The sequence below is a fragment of the Halobacterium sp. CBA1126 genome, assembly GCF_009741975.1.
GTDB lineage: Archaea > Halobacteriota > Halobacteria > Halobacteriales > Halobacteriaceae > Halobacterium.
This window is the reverse complement of sequence record NZ_WPCF01000066.1, coordinates 1-14,473: the sequence shown is the minus strand read 5'-3', so window position 1 is coordinate 14,473 and position 14,473 is coordinate 1. Positions and strand designations below refer to the sequence as shown.

The following is a 14,473-nucleotide window of genomic DNA, read 5'->3' as shown; positions in this document are numbered from 1 at the left end:
CGTCCCGGCCGCACGCGACGTCGGCGGGCCGCAGCTCCGAGCAGAACGACGTCTCGAAGTCGTCGCCGTCACGCCAGACGCCGCTGAGCCGGAGCTCGTAGCACTCCCGGACGGCGCGGGACTGGACGACCACCGACTCGGTCTCGAGGTCCGTCTCCCGGACGAACGCCGCCAGTTCCGCGGCGGTCTCGCGGTCCGCGAACGTCACGTCCTCGAGGTCCGCCGGCTCCGCGACGTGGAGGTGGCCGCCGGCCCGGTTCCGGGAGCGCTCCCCGCGCCAGAACAGCGGGCCGGCGGGGGGCTCCCGCACCCTGTGAACCTCGTAGTCCGTCACCGGGTCGCCGCGTCGGTCGCCCGGCGGCTCCTCGAAGCCGGATTCTTCCTCGCCGCTACAGCCCGCGAGCGCAGCAGCCGCTGCCGTGCCGAGCGCGTGGAGGGCACGCCGGCGTGACCAATCGGGCATCGCTCTCGCGTTCGTGGCGCGCCCCGAAAGTAGTTGAGGTCAGTCGTCGGTCGCCGCCGCGTCCGGGGCGGCGGCCTCGGCGTCGGTGAGGTCGGCGTCCCGCCACGTGCCGCGGCGGTACCAGAGGTACGCGAGCGTCGCGCCGACGACGTTCGAGACCGCGAACGCCAGCCAGATGCCCGTCTCGCCGAGCGACTGCGCGGAGAACCACGCGACCGGCAGCCGCACGACGGCGAGCATCACCACGGAGATGGCGGCCGCGGTGAGGGTCTTGCCCGCGCCGCGGAAGCTCCCGGTGTACGCCCGCATGATGCCGATGAACCCGAACGTCAGCGCGACGTACCGCAGGAACTCGGCCGTCACGGAGACCACTTCGGGGTCCGTGGTGAACACGTCCGCGATAGCCGACGCGGTGAACCACGTGACGACGCCGGCGGCGGTGAGCACGCCGAACAGCACCTTCGCGGCGATGCCGGCGGCTGCTTCGGCGCGGTCGGGCTCGCCCGCGCCGACGTTCTGGCCGGTCATCGTCTCGACGCCGCGCGCCACCGCGATGGCGGGCAGGAAGATGACCGAGAACACGCGCGTCCCGATGCCGTACGCGGCGACGACGGTGTCGGAGAACAGCGCGACGACCACCAGCAGGAGGTTCATCGAGAGCGCGCGCCCAGTCCCCTCGACGGTCGCGGGCAGCCCGATGCGGAGCAGCCGCCGGAGGTAGCCGAAGTCCGGCGCCATGTCCCGGAGGTGGATTTCCACGCCCCGCGACCCCCGGAACATGATGGCGAGGCCGACGACCATCGCCAGCGCCCGCGAGAAGACGGTGGCGACGGCGGCGCCGCGAATCCCCATCTCGGGGAACACCCACCAGCCGAAGATGAAGAACGGGTCGATGACGATGTTCAACACGACCGACCCGAACATCACGAGCATCGGCGTGATGGTGTCGCCGTACCCGCGCATCAGCGCGATGAACACGAAGAACCCGAACATGAACGCCAGCCCGAGCGCGATGACCTCCATGTAGCTGGTCGCCAGCGGGAGCACGTCCTCGGACGCGCCGAGCAGCCGCAGGAAGTCCTCGACGAAGAAGTAGCCGACGCCGCCGAGCAGCGCGGACGCGATGGCCGCGAACGTCATCGTCTGGCCGGCCGCGTACTCCGCCTCGCGGTCCTCGCCCGCGCCCGTGTGCTGGGCGACGAGGACGCTGCCCGCGACCGAGATGCCCATCCCGAGGGAGATGAGCAGGAACACCATCGGGAACCCGAAGCTGATGGCGGCGAGGGCGTCCGTGCTGTACTGCCCCAGCCAGAACGTGTCCGCGAGGTTGTACGCCGTCTGGAGGAGGTTCGTCACGACGATGGGGAGCGCGAGGAAGAACAGCGGCTTCCCGACGCCGCCGGAGGTCAGGTCGAACTCCTCTCGGCCCCGGAACAGCGCGCGCAGTCGGCTCCCCAGCCCCATCAGGCCGACACCTCTGCGTCGGCCACGAGGTGGGTCTCGACGTACTCCGCGAGCGTCTCCCGAACGCGGTTCAGGGGCTGGTCGACCGCGACGCGGCGCGTGTGCGCGCCCTCGACGGTCGTCACGACGAACTCCGCCGCGCGCTCGGGGTCGACGTCGTCGCGGAACTCGCCGGCTTCCACGCCCGCCGCGACGACCTCCGCGATGCGATCAGCGAGGTAGCGGTCGAACCGCCGCAGCCGCCGCCGGAACCCCTCGTCGTAGGGCGCCTGCGCTTTGATTTCCAGCATCGCGGTGCGGAAGTCGATGCCGGGCTCGTCGTCGCCGTCGGCCAGCGAGAACGCGACGAGCGCGAGCAACTGCTCGCGGTGGGTCTCGCCGGACACCTCGTCGACGCGGTCGGTGTACTCCTCGTAGAGGTCCTCGAGGAACGCCTCGAAGAGCTCCTGCTTGCTGTCGTAGTGGTAGTGGACGGTCGCCTTGCTCTTCGTGGATGCGTCCGCGATGTCCTGGACGGTGAGGTCGGCGTACCCGTGCTCGCAGAGCGCGCGGTACGTCGCGTCGAGAATCTCGTCGGTCGGTTCTGGCCCCATGCTGGTCTTACCGAGCTTACTGACCATTCAGTCAAAAGGGTTCGGAACGGCGAAGGCGTCCACCGCTACCCGCCGCGAGAACCGCTACCGCGGACGCACCGGCTCCACGCAGTCCGGGCACTCCGCGTACGCCACGCGGGCGCCCTCGCGCTCGTACTCGACGAGCACCGCGCCCCGCGGGACCGACGCCCCACACTCCGGACACGCACCCAGCGACTCGGATTCCGTAGCCATCGGCGTACACCGAGACAGGGGACGGCACCGCAAAAAGGCGAGCCAACCGCAGTGAAAGTGGACTGATTCGAGCGCGGAAAGCACGCGCGAGGACCGGATTCGAACCGTTGCGAGAAATGCTCGCTCACTGCGTTCGCTGCGCGTTCCTCGCAGGGTTCAAATCCGTGCCTGCTCTTCGCTCACTTCGTTCGCTCATGCGCGGGACCGGATTTGAACCGGCGGACCCCTACGGGATAGCGTCCTAAGCGCTACGCCTTTTCCTGGCTTGGCTACCCGCGCGCACTCCGAGCTACCGGGGGCAGCCAAATGAGAATTGCGTTACGTGCCGGGCACGCCGAGCGCGCCGAGCGACCCGACGCCGAGGAGCGCGAGCGCGGCGAGCACGACGGTCGCGACCGCCCACGCGGCGACGCCGATGATGCCGGCACGCGTCCACCCGACGGGGTAGCGCCACTTGATGACGCCGACCCACGCGACCAGCGCGAGCAACCCACCGACGAGCGGCACGCCGTCGAGGAGCGCCCACGCGACCGCGCCGAACAGCGCGGTGAGGACGGCGTCGCCGTACTCGCCGGCGTCGGCGACGTAGTTCGCGGCGACGTGGATGGCGACGCCGCCGACGAGCAGGCTGCCCGCGAACACGACGACGGAGTCGCCGACCGGCCCCGTCTGGGCGGGCGTCGCGCCCCCGGCGAGCAGTTCCACGAACGCGACCGCGACCGCGATTGTTGTGGACATGGTAGTCGACTCGAAGCGCGTCTCCCCCTTCAACCGTCGAGACCGTCGCGCCGGATTCACTCGATTTACCCCGAGTTCGCCGGCGAAGATTTACGTGCAGCGCGCCGAACCTACGGGTATGTACCGGGCGGGCGACGAGTTCGACCAGCAACGGTGGCTCGACGACCTCGAGGGGGTCGCCGCCGACCTCGAACTCGACGCGGAGGCGCGGACGACCGCGAAGGACCTCTTCCTGTCGGCGGCGCCAAGCGAGGAACGGTCGAAGCCCGCGGCCGTCGCGGCGAGCGTCTACGCGGGCGCGCTCATCGCGGGCGACCAGCGCTCCCAGACCGCGGTCGCGGACGCCGCGGACGTCTCCCGGCTCGCCATCCAGCAGCGCTGGAAGGAACTGCTGGAGGAAGCCGGCTTCGACGCGCCGACGTGGTGAGAATCAGCGGCCGTCGCTGTCGGGCGTGAGGTTGCCGTGTTCGTCGATTTCCCCCTGCACGATGCGCGTCGAGGAGATGATGTCGCCGTCCTCGGCGCGGACGTGGTCGACGACCTCGATGTCGAGGGGGTCGAGCCCGCGCTCCGCGCGGATGTCGTTGATGCGTTCGCCCGTCGCCCTCGTCTCCGGGGAGACGACGAGCACGTCGAACTTCGGTTCCGTGGCGATACCGGTGGGCTGCTCCAGTTTCCGAACCTCGAACTCGCTGCCGTCGTCCTCGGCGATGCGGCCGAGTTCCGCTTCGAGGTCCCGCTTCCGGGCCTCGAACGGCCGGACCTCGCGGTCGACGCTGCGCGTCTGCGCGGCGAGTTCGTCGCTGGTCAACCCGACCGTGACGTCCCCGAGTTCGAACGCGCGCTCGAAGAGCTTCCGGTGGCCGTCGTGGATCGGGTCGAACGTCCCACCGAGGGCGACGTCCATACGCCGGCGGACGGACCCGCAGCGTTTACCAGTTTGGGTTCAGGAGCGCTGGTCGTCTTCGTCTTCGTCGTCGTCGACGTCCCCGACTTCCGCTTCGCCCTCGACGCCGGCTTCCGCGTCGTCGACCTCCGCCTCGCCTTCGACGTCCACGTCGACGCCGCCGTCGCCGTCGCCGCCCTCGGCTTCCGCTTCCACGTCCACGTCGACGCCCGCTTCGGTGTCCCCGACTTCGGCTTCCGCCTCGAAGCCGTCCTCGACCTGAATGCGGACCGGCTCCGAGCTGGTGTCCGCGTCGTCGTCGCTGCGGCCGAGGTGGGCGTCGAGGTTGAACACGGTGTTCAGTTCGTCCTGTACGCGGCCGACCACGCCCCCGACGAGGTCGCTCGGCGCGATGGCGGTGTACTCGTAGGGGTTGTTGCCGGCGCCCTCGCTCTGGCGCTTGCGGCGCTCGACGACGTCCTCGTCGGCGAGTTCGGCGAGCGCCTCCCGGACCGTCGACGGGTACAGGCCCGTCCCGTCAGCGACTTCCTCGCTGGTGCTCCACGGGTGCTGGCGCAGGTAGACGAAGATGCGCGCGCGCGTCTCCGTGTCGAGCACCCACGAGAGGATGTCGACGACTCCCTGGTCGAAGCCCGCGACCGCGCGCTCTTTCTCCTCCCCGAGTCGGTCCCGCGGCGACTGGTCCTCCCCCGCTGTCTCGTCGGTAGTGTCCTCGGACATGCGTCGTCTCGTTCAGGTCAAAAGCGACCTGCGAATGAAAAACTCTTCGCCCACCGCGGGCTCGGCCGGTACGCTACAGGACCAGCGACTCGTACAGCGCCGCCTCCCCGGCCTCGTCGAGGAGCCGGCGCTGTGCGCTCGCGCCGGACTCGGCGTCGAAGACGCCCCGGATGCCGCCGACCCCGAGGCGCTCGCACTCGCGGTCGACGACCTCGCCCAGCGACACCTCGCCGTCGGCGTCCCGCCGCACGAACGACGCGTCGTGACCGTACCGCGTCGCCCGCCACTTGTTCTCGTCGAGGACCTCGCGCCGGAGCGCGCCGCCCGGCGCCTCGTCCCCGAACACGTCCGTCGTCCCCGGGTCCGCGGCGTCCTCGTAGCGCTCCGCGTAGTCGACGACGAGCGCGTGCGTGTACTCCACGAACGCGTCGACCTTCTCCGGGTCGGCCTGCCCGTCGGGCGCGCGCACCTCGACGGTGCCGTGCCCGGAGTGCGGGCGCACGTCGTACCAGAGCTCGCCGCGGTCCTCGATGGCGCCGTTCTCCACCATCAGGCGCTCGAAGCGGTCGAACTCGTCGTAGGAGTCGAACTCGGTGGGGATGCCGGTGTTCGGCAGCGCCTCGAAGATCTTCGCGCGCGCCGACGCCAGCCCCGTGTCGAAGCCGTTCCAGAACGGCGAGTTCGCGGACAGCGCCAGCATCACGGGAACGTGCCAGCGGAGCTGGTTCGCCACCCAGACGGCCTTGTCCGCGTCGTCGACGCCGACGTGGACGTGCAGGCCCGCGGTCGTGTTCCGGTGCTGCGGGTACCGGATGCGGTCGAGCTGGGAGCGGTACCGCGGCTTCTCGGCATGCTCGTGTTCGCGCCAGCGCGCCCCCGGGTGGAGGCCCGCCGCCGCGATGCGGAAGCCGTTCGCCTCGGCGTGCGCGACCAGCGCCGCCCGCACGTCCCGGACCGCGTCGGCGGCGTCGCCCGGCCCGTCGAGTTTCGGCGTCTGTGTCTCCACGACGAACTTGAACAGCTCGTGGTCGAGGCGCCCGTCCAGCAGCTCCGGGGGGTCGGCCTCGTACACCAGCTGGTCGGTCCCGGCTGTCGGGACGCCGTCCTCGCCGACGACGAAGAACTCCTCCTCGACGCCGAGCGTCCCCAGCTCCGCGAACGCCTCCGGCGAACCCACGTCCATGCTGGCGGGAGTTTCCCGCGGCGCCCGTAAATAGTTCTGGAAGTCGGCGGAGCGCGCGGCGAGCCGCCCGCCACCTATCGAACCTATCGCAACTATTTCGGCGTCGCGACGACCGCGAGGTGGTCGTCGTGGTGCGGTTCCAGCCGCGCCGTCCCGAGCACCTCGTAGCCCTCGCGGAGCCGGTCGAGCACGTCCTCGAAGACGGCCTCGGGCTCGCGGGTGACGTCCTCGCTGCGCGCCTTGATGGCGCCGACGAACCGGCCGCCCTCGCGGAGGAACCGGCGGTTCGCCAGCGCCACGTCGGCCTGCCCGCGCGTCGCCACGTCCTGCACGACGGCGTCCAGCCCGGCTTCGACGACGTGGGCGTACGTCTCGGGCTTGCGCGCGTCCTTCAGCAACGGGAAGAGGTTCGGGCGGTCCTCGGCGACCTCGAGCAGGTCGCGGACGGGCCGCGGCGCGAACTCCACGGCGTACGTCGGCCCCGCGAAGTCGGCGACGTGGCTGACCGTCGTCCCGTTCGCCGCGCGAGGTAGAGCACGCCGTCCCCGCCAGACAGCCCGGTGTCGAGCCCGTGCGCGAACGTCGCGCCGAGCTTCGAGCGGTGGGCGTCCCAGCGCCGCCAGCCGTCGACGATCGGCTCGCCGTACACCGGCTCGCCGCGCGTCGCGAGCGCCTCGCCACCGTCGAACTCGCGGCGCTGGACGCCCTCTGGGAGACTCATTCGGTCTCACGAGCGCGGATGCGCTCGATTCGCTCGTCCAGTTCTTCCCGCAGCTCGGGCCGCAGGTCCCCCGAGTAGTGGTCGACGCGCGCCGCGATGGAGAGCTTCCCGGCGAGCGCGCGCGCCGCCGACCCGCGGTGCTCGGGGTGGGTGTTCCGCACGTAGTCGTGCGTGTAGATGGCGCCGTGCTTCGGCGACGGCGCGTGGCCGCGGAGGTGCGCGAACAGCGCGTCCTCGGCGCCCAGCACCTGCACGGTGCCGCTGGGCTGTTTCGCGAGAGGTTCGAGCCCGCCAGCGAGCGCGACGAGCCGCGCGGCGAGCATCGGCCCCGCGAGGTTCGAGAGGTTCGGCGCGACCGTCGGCGCCTGCCGCTCGACGTACTCGCGGACCGCGTCGCGCTCGTCGGCGAGGTCAGCGACGCGCTCGCAGAGCGCGACGGCGCGCTCCTCGGTGGCGTTCTCGGACTCGCGTTCGGCCACCTCGCGCGCGCCCTCGATGCCGCTTTCGACGTCCGCGAAGACGCTGCCCGCCCACTCGGTGCCGCGCTCGGCGAGCTCGTTCGCGCGTCCGCGAGGTCCGCGGCCGCCCGCACCGCGTGAATCAGCTGCTGGTCGTCGGCGGCCTCGCGTTCGCGGACGGCAGCCCGCGTCCCCGCCAGCGTCGCCGCGTGCAGTAGCTCGTAGTACTCGTCGGCGTCGGCGGCGAACCCCGCGTCGACGGCCTGCTCGGGCCAGTCCGCCGGCGCCTCCGCCGCGCCCTCGCGGACGGCCTCGCCCATCGCGGCGGCGTCGCCGGGCTCGGCGCCGACGAACCACCCCTGTTCGGTCATGTGCAGGCGTACCGGCCGCGCCGGGTTAAACCCACTCGTGTGACTCGAACAGTTACGTCGCTCCGGGCCGCCTCCCCCGCTGGGGGCGATTCGGCGCACGACGCCCTCGGCGCCGGACTTCAGTTTCACGCGGGCGCCCCGCGGGTCGGCCTCGCCGAGCACCGCGCCGACCTCGCCCTCGATCGGCTCCTTGCCGTGCTCCTGGTCGATGACCACGTGCAGTCCCTTCTTGAGCTCGCTCGGCTCCGGGTAGTCCGGTTCTCCGTCGGACATACGCGAGTGGTGTCGCTCGCCCCCCAAGACGCTGCTGGCCGTTTTAAGTAGCGGGCGGCTCTCTTCGCTGCCATGAGCGCGCCACCGCGTCGGCCCGAGAACCAGCGGGGGTTCTCCGACCTCTTCGACGAACTCGAGGACCTAGACGATCACGTCGACGACGACGAAGCCCGCGAACAGCTCCGCGAGGTCAAGGAGATGGCGACCGACATGCAGCCCGAGGGCACGTTCGGCCGCGTCATCTACGGCTTCGACGCCAACGACCTCGCGGAGGCCTTCCTCGGGAGCCTCCTGTTCGGCATCCCGATGGCCGTCGAGGGCGGCACCAACGAAGCCGGCGCGTTCCTCGCCGGCCACCCGCTGCTGCTCGCCGGCAGCGCCGCCGCCACCGTCGTCATCGTCTACGGGCTGCTGTACGTCGCTCAGTTCCAGGACGTCCGCGTCGCGGACCCCATCCTCGGCGTGATTCCGCGACGGCTCGTCGGCGTCCTCGGCGCGTCAACGGTCACCGCGGCGCTACTGTTGACCGCGTGGGGCCGCATCTCGTGGACGGACCCCGCCCTCGCTGCGTCCACGGTCGCCGTCGCGCTCCTCCCGATGGCCATCGGCGCCGCGCTCGGCGACATCCTCCCCGGGAGCTAGTCGCGGCCGGCGCCGCCGAAAGAAAATGGTTAAACGGCGTGCGAGCGCAACACGGTGTATGAGCGAATCCGAAGCCGAAGCCAAACGGGCGCGCAAGTGCGTGTCCTGTGGCATCAACATCTCCGGCACCACCGCCGCCGCGTTCAAATGTCCGGACTGCGGCCAACAGATCTACCGCTGCGCGAAGTGCCGCAAGCAGAGCAACCTCTACGAGTGTCCCGACTGCGGGTTCCGGGGGCCGTAACGATGGGGAAGGTCGCCGCCGTCCTCAAGGTCATGCCGCAGAGCCCCGAGGTCGACCTCGACGCCCTCGAAGAGCGCCTCTCGGAGTCCCTCCCCGAGGGCGCGAAGATCAACGGCGTCGAGACCGAGGAAGTCGCCTTCGGCCTCACCGCGCTCCTCACCACCGTCATCGTCCCCGACGACGCCGGCGGCACCGAAGCCGTCGAAGAAGCGTTCTCCAACGTCGAGGACGTCGAGAGCGTCGCCGTCGAAGAAGTCGGTCGCATCTAGCGCACGCACGTTTTGCGCTGCGGGCGCGCTCCGCGCGCCCTCGGCAAAGCCTCGGCCAAAAGCACTCCTCCTTCGCTTCGCGCTTCCAGCGCTCCGCTCAGTCGTCGGCCTGCGCTCGCTGCTCACGGCTCGCTACGCTCGCCGTTCGCTCGGCGTTCGAATGGCACGGCCGCCGGCTGTCGAAGAAACTTCAGTTCTCGTCGTCCAGCTCGGACGCCACGACGTCCACGCTGAACCCCCATCCTTCGCCGAGGTAGTTGCCGTCCTCGAAGCGGTAGGTCCCGGGCGGGTGGCAGCGCTGGCTGTCGTGGGCGGCGAGCACGTCGAACTCGCGGCTGACGGTCTCCCCGGCGTCGAGGGTCGCCTCGCGCATCACCGCGGGCAGGGCGATGCCGTCGGTCGCCTGCCAGCAGTCGTCGGCGGGGGCGTCGGGCACGACGTCGCCGCCGGGCGAGAGGTAGAGGGCGGCGTCTTCGTCGTCGTGGGCGCCGCGAATGCCGTCCCACGGGACGAGCGACCCGAACTGGAACGTCCGCTCGTCGTCGGCGTCGTTCGTGAACGCGACCGCGAGGCGCGCGGGGTGGTCTGCGGTGAAGTCCTCCGTGACGGTGACGTCGACAGTGACGGCGTCGACGGGCGGGTCGTCGGGTCGGGCGTTCGTCAGCGAGTACGGGAACCCGTCGGTCGTCGTCCCGGTCGTGGGTTCGTCGCCGGCGGCGGGCGCGCCGACGCAGCCGGCGAGCGCCGCGGCGGCCAGCGTCCCGAGGTAGCTGCGGCGGTGCATACCCGGAGCGTGGGCCGGGACGGGTAAACGCTTTCTCGGGACTGAAACGGCGGTTTTAGAAGACCGACTCCATCGCCTGCCGGAGGTCCGCCTTCAGGTCGTCGACGTGCTCGATGCCGATGCTCGCGCGGATGAGCGGGTCCGTGAGCCCCGCGGCCTCCCGTTCCTCCTTCGGGATGGCGGCGTGGGTCATCGCCGCGGGCTGCTCGATGAGCGACTCGACGCCGCCCAGCGACTCCGCGAGCGTGAACACCTCCGTCTCGGCGACGAACTCGCTAGCCTCCTCGAGGCTGGCGTCGAGTTCGAAGGAGAGCATCCCGCCGAAGTCGTCCATCTGTTCCGCCGCGAGCTCGTGGTCCGGGTGGCTCTCCAGTCCGGGGTAGAAGACGTGCTCGACGCGGTCGTGGGCGTCGAGCCACTCCGCGAGCGCCTGGGCGTTCGCGCAGTGGCGGTCCATCCGCACGCCGAGGCTCTTCGTCCCGCGCAGGACGAGGAAGCAGTCGAACGGGCTGGGGGTCGCGCCGACGGAGTTCTGGTAGAATCCGAGCCGCTCGTCGAGGTCCTCGTCGTCGGTGACGAGCGCGCCCGCGACGAGGTCGGAGTGCCCGCCGAGGTACTTCGTGAGGCTGTGGCAGACGACGTCCGCGCCGAGTTCCAGCGGGCGCTGGAGGTACGGCGTCGCGAACGTGTTGTCCACCGCGCAGAGCGCGTCGTAGTCGTGGGCGGCGTCGGCGAGCGCTTCGACGTCGTTGACGTTCATCAGGGGGTTCGTCGGCGTCTCCACCCAGAGGAGTTCGGTGTCCTCGCCCATCGCCGCGCGGACCTCGTCGTGGTCGGTGGTGTCCACGAAGTCGAACTCGAGGTCGTACTCCTCGTAGACCTGCGTGAAGATGCGGTGGGTGCCGCCGTAGACGTCGTTGCCCGCGACGACGTGGTCGCCAGCTTCGAGGAGGTTCAGCACGGTGTTGATGGCGCCCATCCCCGAGGAGAAACACCGACCGTAGTCGCCGCCCTCCAGACTCGCGAGGTTCGCTTCGAGGTCCGTCCGCGTCGGGTTCCCGGTCCGGGAGTACTCGTAGCCGCGGTGGTCACCGGGGGCGTCCTGTTCGTACGTTGAATTCGCGTAGATGGGCGTCATCAGCGCGCCCGTCTCCTCGTCGGGCTCCTGCCCGGCGTGGATGGCCCGCGTCTCGAAGTGCTCGTCGTCGTCGCTCATACCCGGAGCGTCGGCGGCCCGCGAGTTAGGTCTGTTCGTTGTGGATTCCCAGCGCTGTCGGCCGTGCCGGTGTATCGCGCCCCCGTTACGGCATTTATTGCTTGTATCTGTGAGCGCACCGAACCGACCCGACACCGACGGCCCCGGACGCTCGTTCCGCGCGAGGGCGTATTCCGCGTCTTCGTCGCGTTCCGTGGCGGCCCCGGCGGCTCGCTCGACGTCGTTGACAGCTTTCGCCAACCCAGATCCCCGCAGAATTAGGCGCGAAGTCGCCCCTTTTGCCGGTCTACGTGTTGGCTGTTGGTATGTCCGGACCAATCAGTACCGCGTGGCAGCGCTACCGCTCGGTACCGCTCATCGCGCGCATCTTCGCCGCGTTCGTCCTCGGGTCGGCCGCGGGCGTCGCGTTCGGCGAGCGGATGACAGTCGTACAGCCGCTCGGAGACCTCTTCTTGCGCCTGCTGAACATGCTCGTCATCCCCATCATCGTGTTCACGCTCCTGACGGGGATCCGCCAGCTCTCGCCCGCTCGCCTCGGGCGAATCGGTGGCGTGACTGTCGGCCTCTACGCCGTCACCACCACGATTGCGGGGCTCATCGGGCTGGCCGTCGCGAACATCCTCCAGCCGGGCCGCGGCGTCGAGTTCACCGGCGGGGAAGCCCAGTCGCAGGCGCCGCCGTCACTGACCGAAGTGGTGCTCGGCATCGTCCCGAACAACCCGGTCGCCGCGATGTCCGAGGGGAACCTCCTCGCGACCGTATTCTTCGTCATCGTCTTCGGCATCGCGCTGACGTACGTCCGCGCCCAGAACGACGCGCTCGCGGACAGCGTCGACTCCGTCTTCGAGGCGTTCAAAGTCGGCGCGGAGGCGATGTTCGTCGTCGTCCGCGGCGTTCTCGAGTTCGGCGTCGTCGGCGTGTTCGCGCTCATGGCGGCGGGCATCGGGACGGAGGGCGTGGGCGTGTTCTCCTCGCTCGGCGAGCTCGTGCTCGCCGTCGCGATCGCCGTGGTCGTCCACATCGCGTTCACGTACCTGTTCGTGCTGATGCGGCTTGTCGTCGGCGTCTCCCCGCTCTCGTTCCTCTCGGGCGCGCGGGACGCGATGGTCACCGCGTTCGCCACTCGGTCGTCCAGCGGCACGCTCCCGGTGACGATGCGCAACGCCGAGGAGGACCTCCGCATCTCCGAGCGCGTGTACTCGTTCGCGCTCCCGGTCGGTGCCACCGCGAACATGGACGGCGCAGCGATCCGGCAAGCCATCACCGTCGTCTTCGCAGCGAACGTCGTCGGCCAACCGCTCGCACCGACCGAGCAGGTGCTCGTGCTCGTGGTCGCCGTCCTCATCAGTATCGGTACGGCGGGCGTGCCGGGCGCCGGGCTCGTGATGTTGACTGTCGTCCTGAATCAGGTCGGCCTCCCGCTGGAGGTCGTCGGGTTCGTCGCCGGCGTCGACCCGATTCTCGGCCGCATCGCCACGATGAACAACGTCACGGGCGACCTCGCGGTTTCGACGGTCGTCGGGAAGTGGAACGACGCCGTCGACCTCGACAGCGGCGTCTGGGCGGCCGTCGCCGGCGACGACTAACCGCAGCCGGCCGAGCGTCAGATGACGTCGTCGGGGTCGTGGGCCTCGCGCATCCGCTTGGCTTCCGTCGCGTACTGCTCCACGAGGTCCGGGTCGCCGGTGTCCCCGAGGTTCCCGGGGTCGGCGTCGACCGCGGCGGTCGTGTCGCGGACGTCCGAGAAACTGGTGAGCGCGCGCTCCTTCCGGAAGTACCGCTCGCCGTCCGGCGTCGCGTACGTGAGGATGATGATGTTCTGTTCGTCGTCCGAGTACGTGCGTTCGACCAGCCACACGCGCACGGTGTCGTCGCTCATACCGGAACGTCCGCGTGCTCGACGAAAGTACCTACTGGCGGACGGCGGCGAGCGACAGGGTTTTTCGCGGTGCCCCCCACACGTCTCCCGTGAACGTACGGGGCGAGGTGACCGACGTCGGCGAGGTGCGGTCGGTGAACACGCAGTACGGCGACCGCGACGTCCTCGACGTTCGCGTCCGGCCGGACGCGGACAGCGACGCGGCCGCCGACGACCCCGGCGAGTCCGTGCGCGTGACCCTCTGGGGGAAGTGGACGGAGACCGCGCAGTACCTCGACGCGGGGATGGACCTCCTCGTGACCGACGCCGACGAGGACGAGTGGAACGGCGAGCCCCAGTACTCGACGAGCAAGGCGTCGTACGTCGTCGTCGAGCCCGACTTCCTCGTGGACGTGACGAACGTCCGGTCGTTCGTGCAGTGCCCGCGGCTCTACTACCTGAACAAGCTCTCCGGCCTCCCGCTGAAGTACCCGGTGACGAAGGGGACCATCGTCCACGAGGTGTTCGGCGACCTCCTGCGCGGCCGCGACCTCGACGACGCCGTCGCGGAGCGCGTCGACGACGCCGGCCTCGAACTCGGCCTGCTCGGGAAGGACCGCGAGGAGGTCGAAGCCGACGTGCGCGCGAACGCCGCCGCCATCGAGGGGTGGCTCCAGCAGGGCCACCTCTCCGGGGACGGCGGCACCACCGAGGACACAGCCGAGGGCTGGAAGGCGGGCGACGACTGGCGCTCGGAGTACACCCTCATCTCGGAGACGTTCGGCATCAAGGGCCGGTGTGACGCCATCCGGCGCGGGATGCCGGTGGAGCTGAAGACGGGGAAGAACACGAACCGCGACCCGCGCTTCCACGACAAGGTGCAGGCGGCGTGTTACGCGCTGATGCTCGACGACCGCGGCGTCGACGCGGACACCGGCACCTTGCTGTACACGAAGAACGCGGCGGTCGACCGCAGCGAGGTCTCCGGCGACCTCTCGCCCGCGAAGGAGTTCTCCATCGGGAAGGGGTTCCTCGACTTCGTCGTCCGCCAGCGCAACCACCTCGCGGCCATCGAGCACGAGGGGAGCCCGCCGACGGGGTTCGAGGCGGACGCGAAGTGCGAGTACTGCTTCGAGCAGGACACCTGCATGGTCGTCTCCGGCCGGCTCGACCAGGAGTCGAAGGCCGGCCAGCTCGGCGAGCCGCTCCCGGAGAAGGAGCGCGCGTACTTCGACGACGTCTACGCCGCGGTCGAGCGCGAGCGCGCGGCCGTCCACGACGAGTACCGCAAGCTCTGGGAGCAGACCGCCGCGGAGCGCGCCGACGACGACCGCG

The 14,473-nt window shown here is 70.4% G+C and carries 17 protein-coding genes, 1 tRNA gene and 2 pseudogenes; 6 read left to right on the top strand and 14 right to left on the bottom strand.

What is annotated here, in order from left to right:
* The 6 genes from GJ634_RS10145 to GJ634_RS10125 form a co-directional block, all read right to left on the bottom strand.
* Positions 1 to 463, bottom strand: a 463-nt coding sequence (locus tag GJ634_RS10145; RefSeq protein WP_157502655.1) for a hypothetical protein, incomplete at its 3' end; no start/stop codon positions are given.
* A 39-nt stretch (positions 464 to 502) separates the two neighbouring features.
* The gene (locus GJ634_RS10140; protein ID WP_157502653.1) at positions 503 to 1,927 is read right to left on the bottom strand and encodes an MATE family efflux transporter; all 1,425 of its coding nucleotides are present in this window, start codon (positions 1,925 to 1,927) and stop codon (positions 503 to 505) included.
* Positions 1,927 to 2,520 (bottom strand): TetR/AcrR family transcriptional regulator, encoded by a 594-nt coding sequence (locus GJ634_RS10135; RefSeq protein WP_157502657.1) that lies wholly within the window; start codon positions 2,518 to 2,520, stop codon positions 1,927 to 1,929. The genes GJ634_RS10140 and GJ634_RS10135 overlap by 1 nt, the downstream gene beginning before the upstream one ends.
* Positions 2,521 to 2,604: 84 nt before the next feature.
* Complete coding sequence (locus GJ634_RS15540) at positions 2,605 to 2,754, bottom strand: hypothetical protein (protein ID WP_197425478.1); 150 nt, start codon at positions 2,752 to 2,754, stop codon at positions 2,605 to 2,607.
* A 195-nt stretch (positions 2,755 to 2,949) separates the two neighbouring features.
* A tRNA-Leu gene (locus GJ634_RS10130) sits at positions 2,950 to 3,033 on the bottom strand.
* Between the two features lie 39 nt (positions 3,034 to 3,072).
* Positions 3,073 to 3,492 carry a hypothetical protein gene (locus GJ634_RS10125; protein WP_157502651.1) on the bottom strand — a complete coding sequence of 140 codons (420 nt, stop codon included), beginning with the start codon at positions 3,490 to 3,492 and terminating at the stop codon, positions 3,073 to 3,075.
* 118 nt (positions 3,493 to 3,610) lie between these two features.
* Here GJ634_RS10125 and GJ634_RS10120 point away from each other — a divergent pair, with 118 nt between their 5' ends.
* Positions 3,611 to 3,919 (top strand): transcription initiation factor IIB family protein, encoded by a 309-nt coding sequence (locus GJ634_RS10120; RefSeq protein ID WP_157502649.1) that lies wholly within the window; start codon positions 3,611 to 3,613, stop codon positions 3,917 to 3,919.
* Between the two features lie 3 nt (positions 3,920 to 3,922).
* Here GJ634_RS10120 and GJ634_RS10115 read toward each other — a convergent pair whose 3' ends face one another.
* The 5 genes and pseudogenes from GJ634_RS10115 to GJ634_RS10095 all read right to left on the bottom strand — a co-directional run bounded on the left by GJ634_RS10115 (position 3,923) and on the right by GJ634_RS10095 (position 7,852).
* The gene (locus tag GJ634_RS10115) at positions 3,923 to 4,399 is read right to left on the bottom strand and encodes a phosphopantetheine adenylyltransferase (RefSeq protein WP_157502647.1); all 477 of its coding nucleotides are present in this window, start codon (positions 4,397 to 4,399) and stop codon (positions 3,923 to 3,925) included.
* Between the two features lie 39 nt (positions 4,400 to 4,438).
* Positions 4,439 to 5,119 (bottom strand): winged helix-turn-helix domain-containing protein, encoded by a 681-nt coding sequence (locus GJ634_RS10110; RefSeq protein ID WP_157502645.1) that lies wholly within the window; start codon positions 5,117 to 5,119, stop codon positions 4,439 to 4,441.
* Between the two features lie 73 nt (positions 5,120 to 5,192).
* Positions 5,193 to 6,302 (bottom strand): glutamate--cysteine ligase, encoded by a 1,110-nt coding sequence (locus GJ634_RS10105; RefSeq protein WP_157502643.1) that lies wholly within the window; start codon positions 6,300 to 6,302, stop codon positions 5,193 to 5,195.
* Positions 6,303 to 6,394: 92 nt separating this feature from the next.
* A pseudogene (locus GJ634_RS10100) lies at positions 6,395 to 7,023 on the bottom strand (fibrillarin-like rRNA/tRNA 2'-O-methyltransferase).
* Positions 7,020 to 7,852: pseudogene (locus GJ634_RS10095) on the bottom strand (NOP5/NOP56 family protein). The pseudogenes GJ634_RS10100 and GJ634_RS10095 overlap by 4 nt, the downstream one beginning before the upstream one ends.
* A gap of 345 nt (positions 7,853 to 8,197) precedes the next feature.
* Between GJ634_RS10095 and GJ634_RS10090 the strand changes: the two are divergent.
* Genes GJ634_RS10090 through GJ634_RS10080 form a run of 3 tightly spaced genes read left to right on the top strand, consistent with a single transcriptional unit; the run spans position 8,198 to position 9,280 of the window.
* Positions 8,198 to 8,767, top strand: a complete 570-nt coding sequence (locus tag GJ634_RS10090) for a DUF2391 family protein (protein WP_157502641.1) — start codon at positions 8,198 to 8,200, stop codon at positions 8,765 to 8,767.
* Between the two features lie 58 nt (positions 8,768 to 8,825).
* Positions 8,826 to 9,011 carry an HVO_2753 family zinc finger protein gene (locus GJ634_RS10085; RefSeq protein WP_157502639.1) on the top strand — a complete coding sequence of 62 codons (186 nt, stop codon included), beginning with the start codon at positions 8,826 to 8,828 and terminating at the stop codon, positions 9,009 to 9,011.
* Positions 9,012 to 9,013: 2 nt separating this feature from the next.
* Positions 9,014 to 9,280 (top strand): elongation factor 1-beta, encoded by a 267-nt coding sequence (locus tag GJ634_RS10080; RefSeq protein ID WP_157502637.1) that lies wholly within the window; start codon positions 9,014 to 9,016, stop codon positions 9,278 to 9,280.
* Between the two features lie 190 nt (positions 9,281 to 9,470).
* Here GJ634_RS10080 and GJ634_RS10075 read toward each other — a convergent pair whose 3' ends face one another.
* Positions 9,471 to 10,064: a hypothetical protein gene (locus tag GJ634_RS10075; protein ID WP_157502635.1), complete on the bottom strand. Its 594-nt coding sequence runs from the start codon at positions 10,062 to 10,064 to the stop codon at positions 9,471 to 9,473.
* Between the two features lie 55 nt (positions 10,065 to 10,119).
* A complete protein-coding gene (locus tag GJ634_RS10070; RefSeq protein WP_157502633.1) occupies positions 10,120 to 11,280 on the bottom strand; it encodes a cystathionine gamma-synthase in 1,161 nt (386 codons plus the stop codon).
* Positions 11,281 to 11,585: 305 nt separating this feature from the next.
* Between GJ634_RS10070 and GJ634_RS10065 the strand changes: the two genes are divergently transcribed.
* Positions 11,586 to 12,866 carry a dicarboxylate/amino acid:cation symporter gene (locus tag GJ634_RS10065; protein ID WP_157502631.1) on the top strand — a complete coding sequence of 427 codons (1,281 nt, stop codon included), beginning with the start codon at positions 11,586 to 11,588 and terminating at the stop codon, positions 12,864 to 12,866.
* A gap of 17 nt (positions 12,867 to 12,883) precedes the next feature.
* Here GJ634_RS10065 and GJ634_RS10060 read toward each other — a convergent pair whose 3' ends face one another.
* A complete protein-coding gene (locus tag GJ634_RS10060; RefSeq protein WP_157502629.1) occupies positions 12,884 to 13,159 on the bottom strand; it encodes a hypothetical protein in 276 nt (91 codons plus the stop codon).
* An 89-nt stretch (positions 13,160 to 13,248) separates the two neighbouring features.
* Here GJ634_RS10060 and GJ634_RS10055 point away from each other — a divergent pair.
* The coding region (locus GJ634_RS10055) for a PD-(D/E)XK nuclease family protein (RefSeq protein WP_331714102.1) at positions 13,249 to 14,473 on the top strand (1,225 nt) is incomplete at its 3' end.

What these genes read in the sequence shown, in the direction of transcription:
- GJ634_RS10140 (WP_157502653.1), bottom strand. Translation starts at nt 1,927, where the DNA reads ATGGGGCTGGGGAGCCGACTGCGCGCGCTGTTCCGGGGCCGAGAGGAG.
- GJ634_RS10135 (WP_157502657.1), bottom strand. Translation starts at nt 2,520, where the DNA reads ATGGGGCCAGAACCGACCGACGAGATTCTCGACGCGACGTACCGCGCG.
- GJ634_RS15540 (WP_197425478.1), bottom strand. Translation starts at nt 2,754, where the DNA reads ATGGCTACGGAATCCGAGTCGCTGGGTGCGTGTCCGGAGTGTGGGGCG.
- GJ634_RS10125 (WP_157502651.1), bottom strand. Translation starts at nt 3,492, where the DNA reads ATGTCCACAACAATCGCGGTCGCGGTCGCGTTCGTGGAACTGCTCGCC.
- GJ634_RS10120 (WP_157502649.1), top strand. Translation starts at nt 3,611, where the DNA reads ATGTACCGGGCGGGCGACGAGTTCGACCAGCAACGGTGGCTCGACGAC.
- GJ634_RS10115 (WP_157502647.1), bottom strand. Translation starts at nt 4,399, where the DNA reads ATGGACGTCGCCCTCGGTGGGACGTTCGACCCGATCCACGACGGCCAC.
- GJ634_RS10110 (WP_157502645.1), bottom strand. Translation starts at nt 5,119, where the DNA reads ATGTCCGAGGACACTACCGACGAGACAGCGGGGGAGGACCAGTCGCCG.
- GJ634_RS10105 (WP_157502643.1), bottom strand. Translation starts at nt 6,302, where the DNA reads ATGGACGTGGGTTCGCCGGAGGCGTTCGCGGAGCTGGGGACGCTCGGC.
- GJ634_RS10090 (WP_157502641.1), top strand. Translation starts at nt 8,198, where the DNA reads ATGAGCGCGCCACCGCGTCGGCCCGAGAACCAGCGGGGGTTCTCCGAC.
- GJ634_RS10085 (WP_157502639.1), top strand. Translation starts at nt 8,826, where the DNA reads ATGAGCGAATCCGAAGCCGAAGCCAAACGGGCGCGCAAGTGCGTGTCC.
- GJ634_RS10080 (WP_157502637.1), top strand. Translation starts at nt 9,014, where the DNA reads ATGGGGAAGGTCGCCGCCGTCCTCAAGGTCATGCCGCAGAGCCCCGAG.
- GJ634_RS10075 (WP_157502635.1), bottom strand. Translation starts at nt 10,064, where the DNA reads ATGCACCGCCGCAGCTACCTCGGGACGCTGGCCGCCGCGGCGCTCGCC.
- GJ634_RS10070 (WP_157502633.1), bottom strand. Translation starts at nt 11,280, where the DNA reads ATGAGCGACGACGACGAGCACTTCGAGACGCGGGCCATCCACGCCGGG.
- GJ634_RS10065 (WP_157502631.1), top strand. Translation starts at nt 11,586, where the DNA reads ATGTCCGGACCAATCAGTACCGCGTGGCAGCGCTACCGCTCGGTACCG.
- GJ634_RS10060 (WP_157502629.1), bottom strand. Translation starts at nt 13,159, where the DNA reads ATGAGCGACGACACCGTGCGCGTGTGGCTGGTCGAACGCACGTACTCG.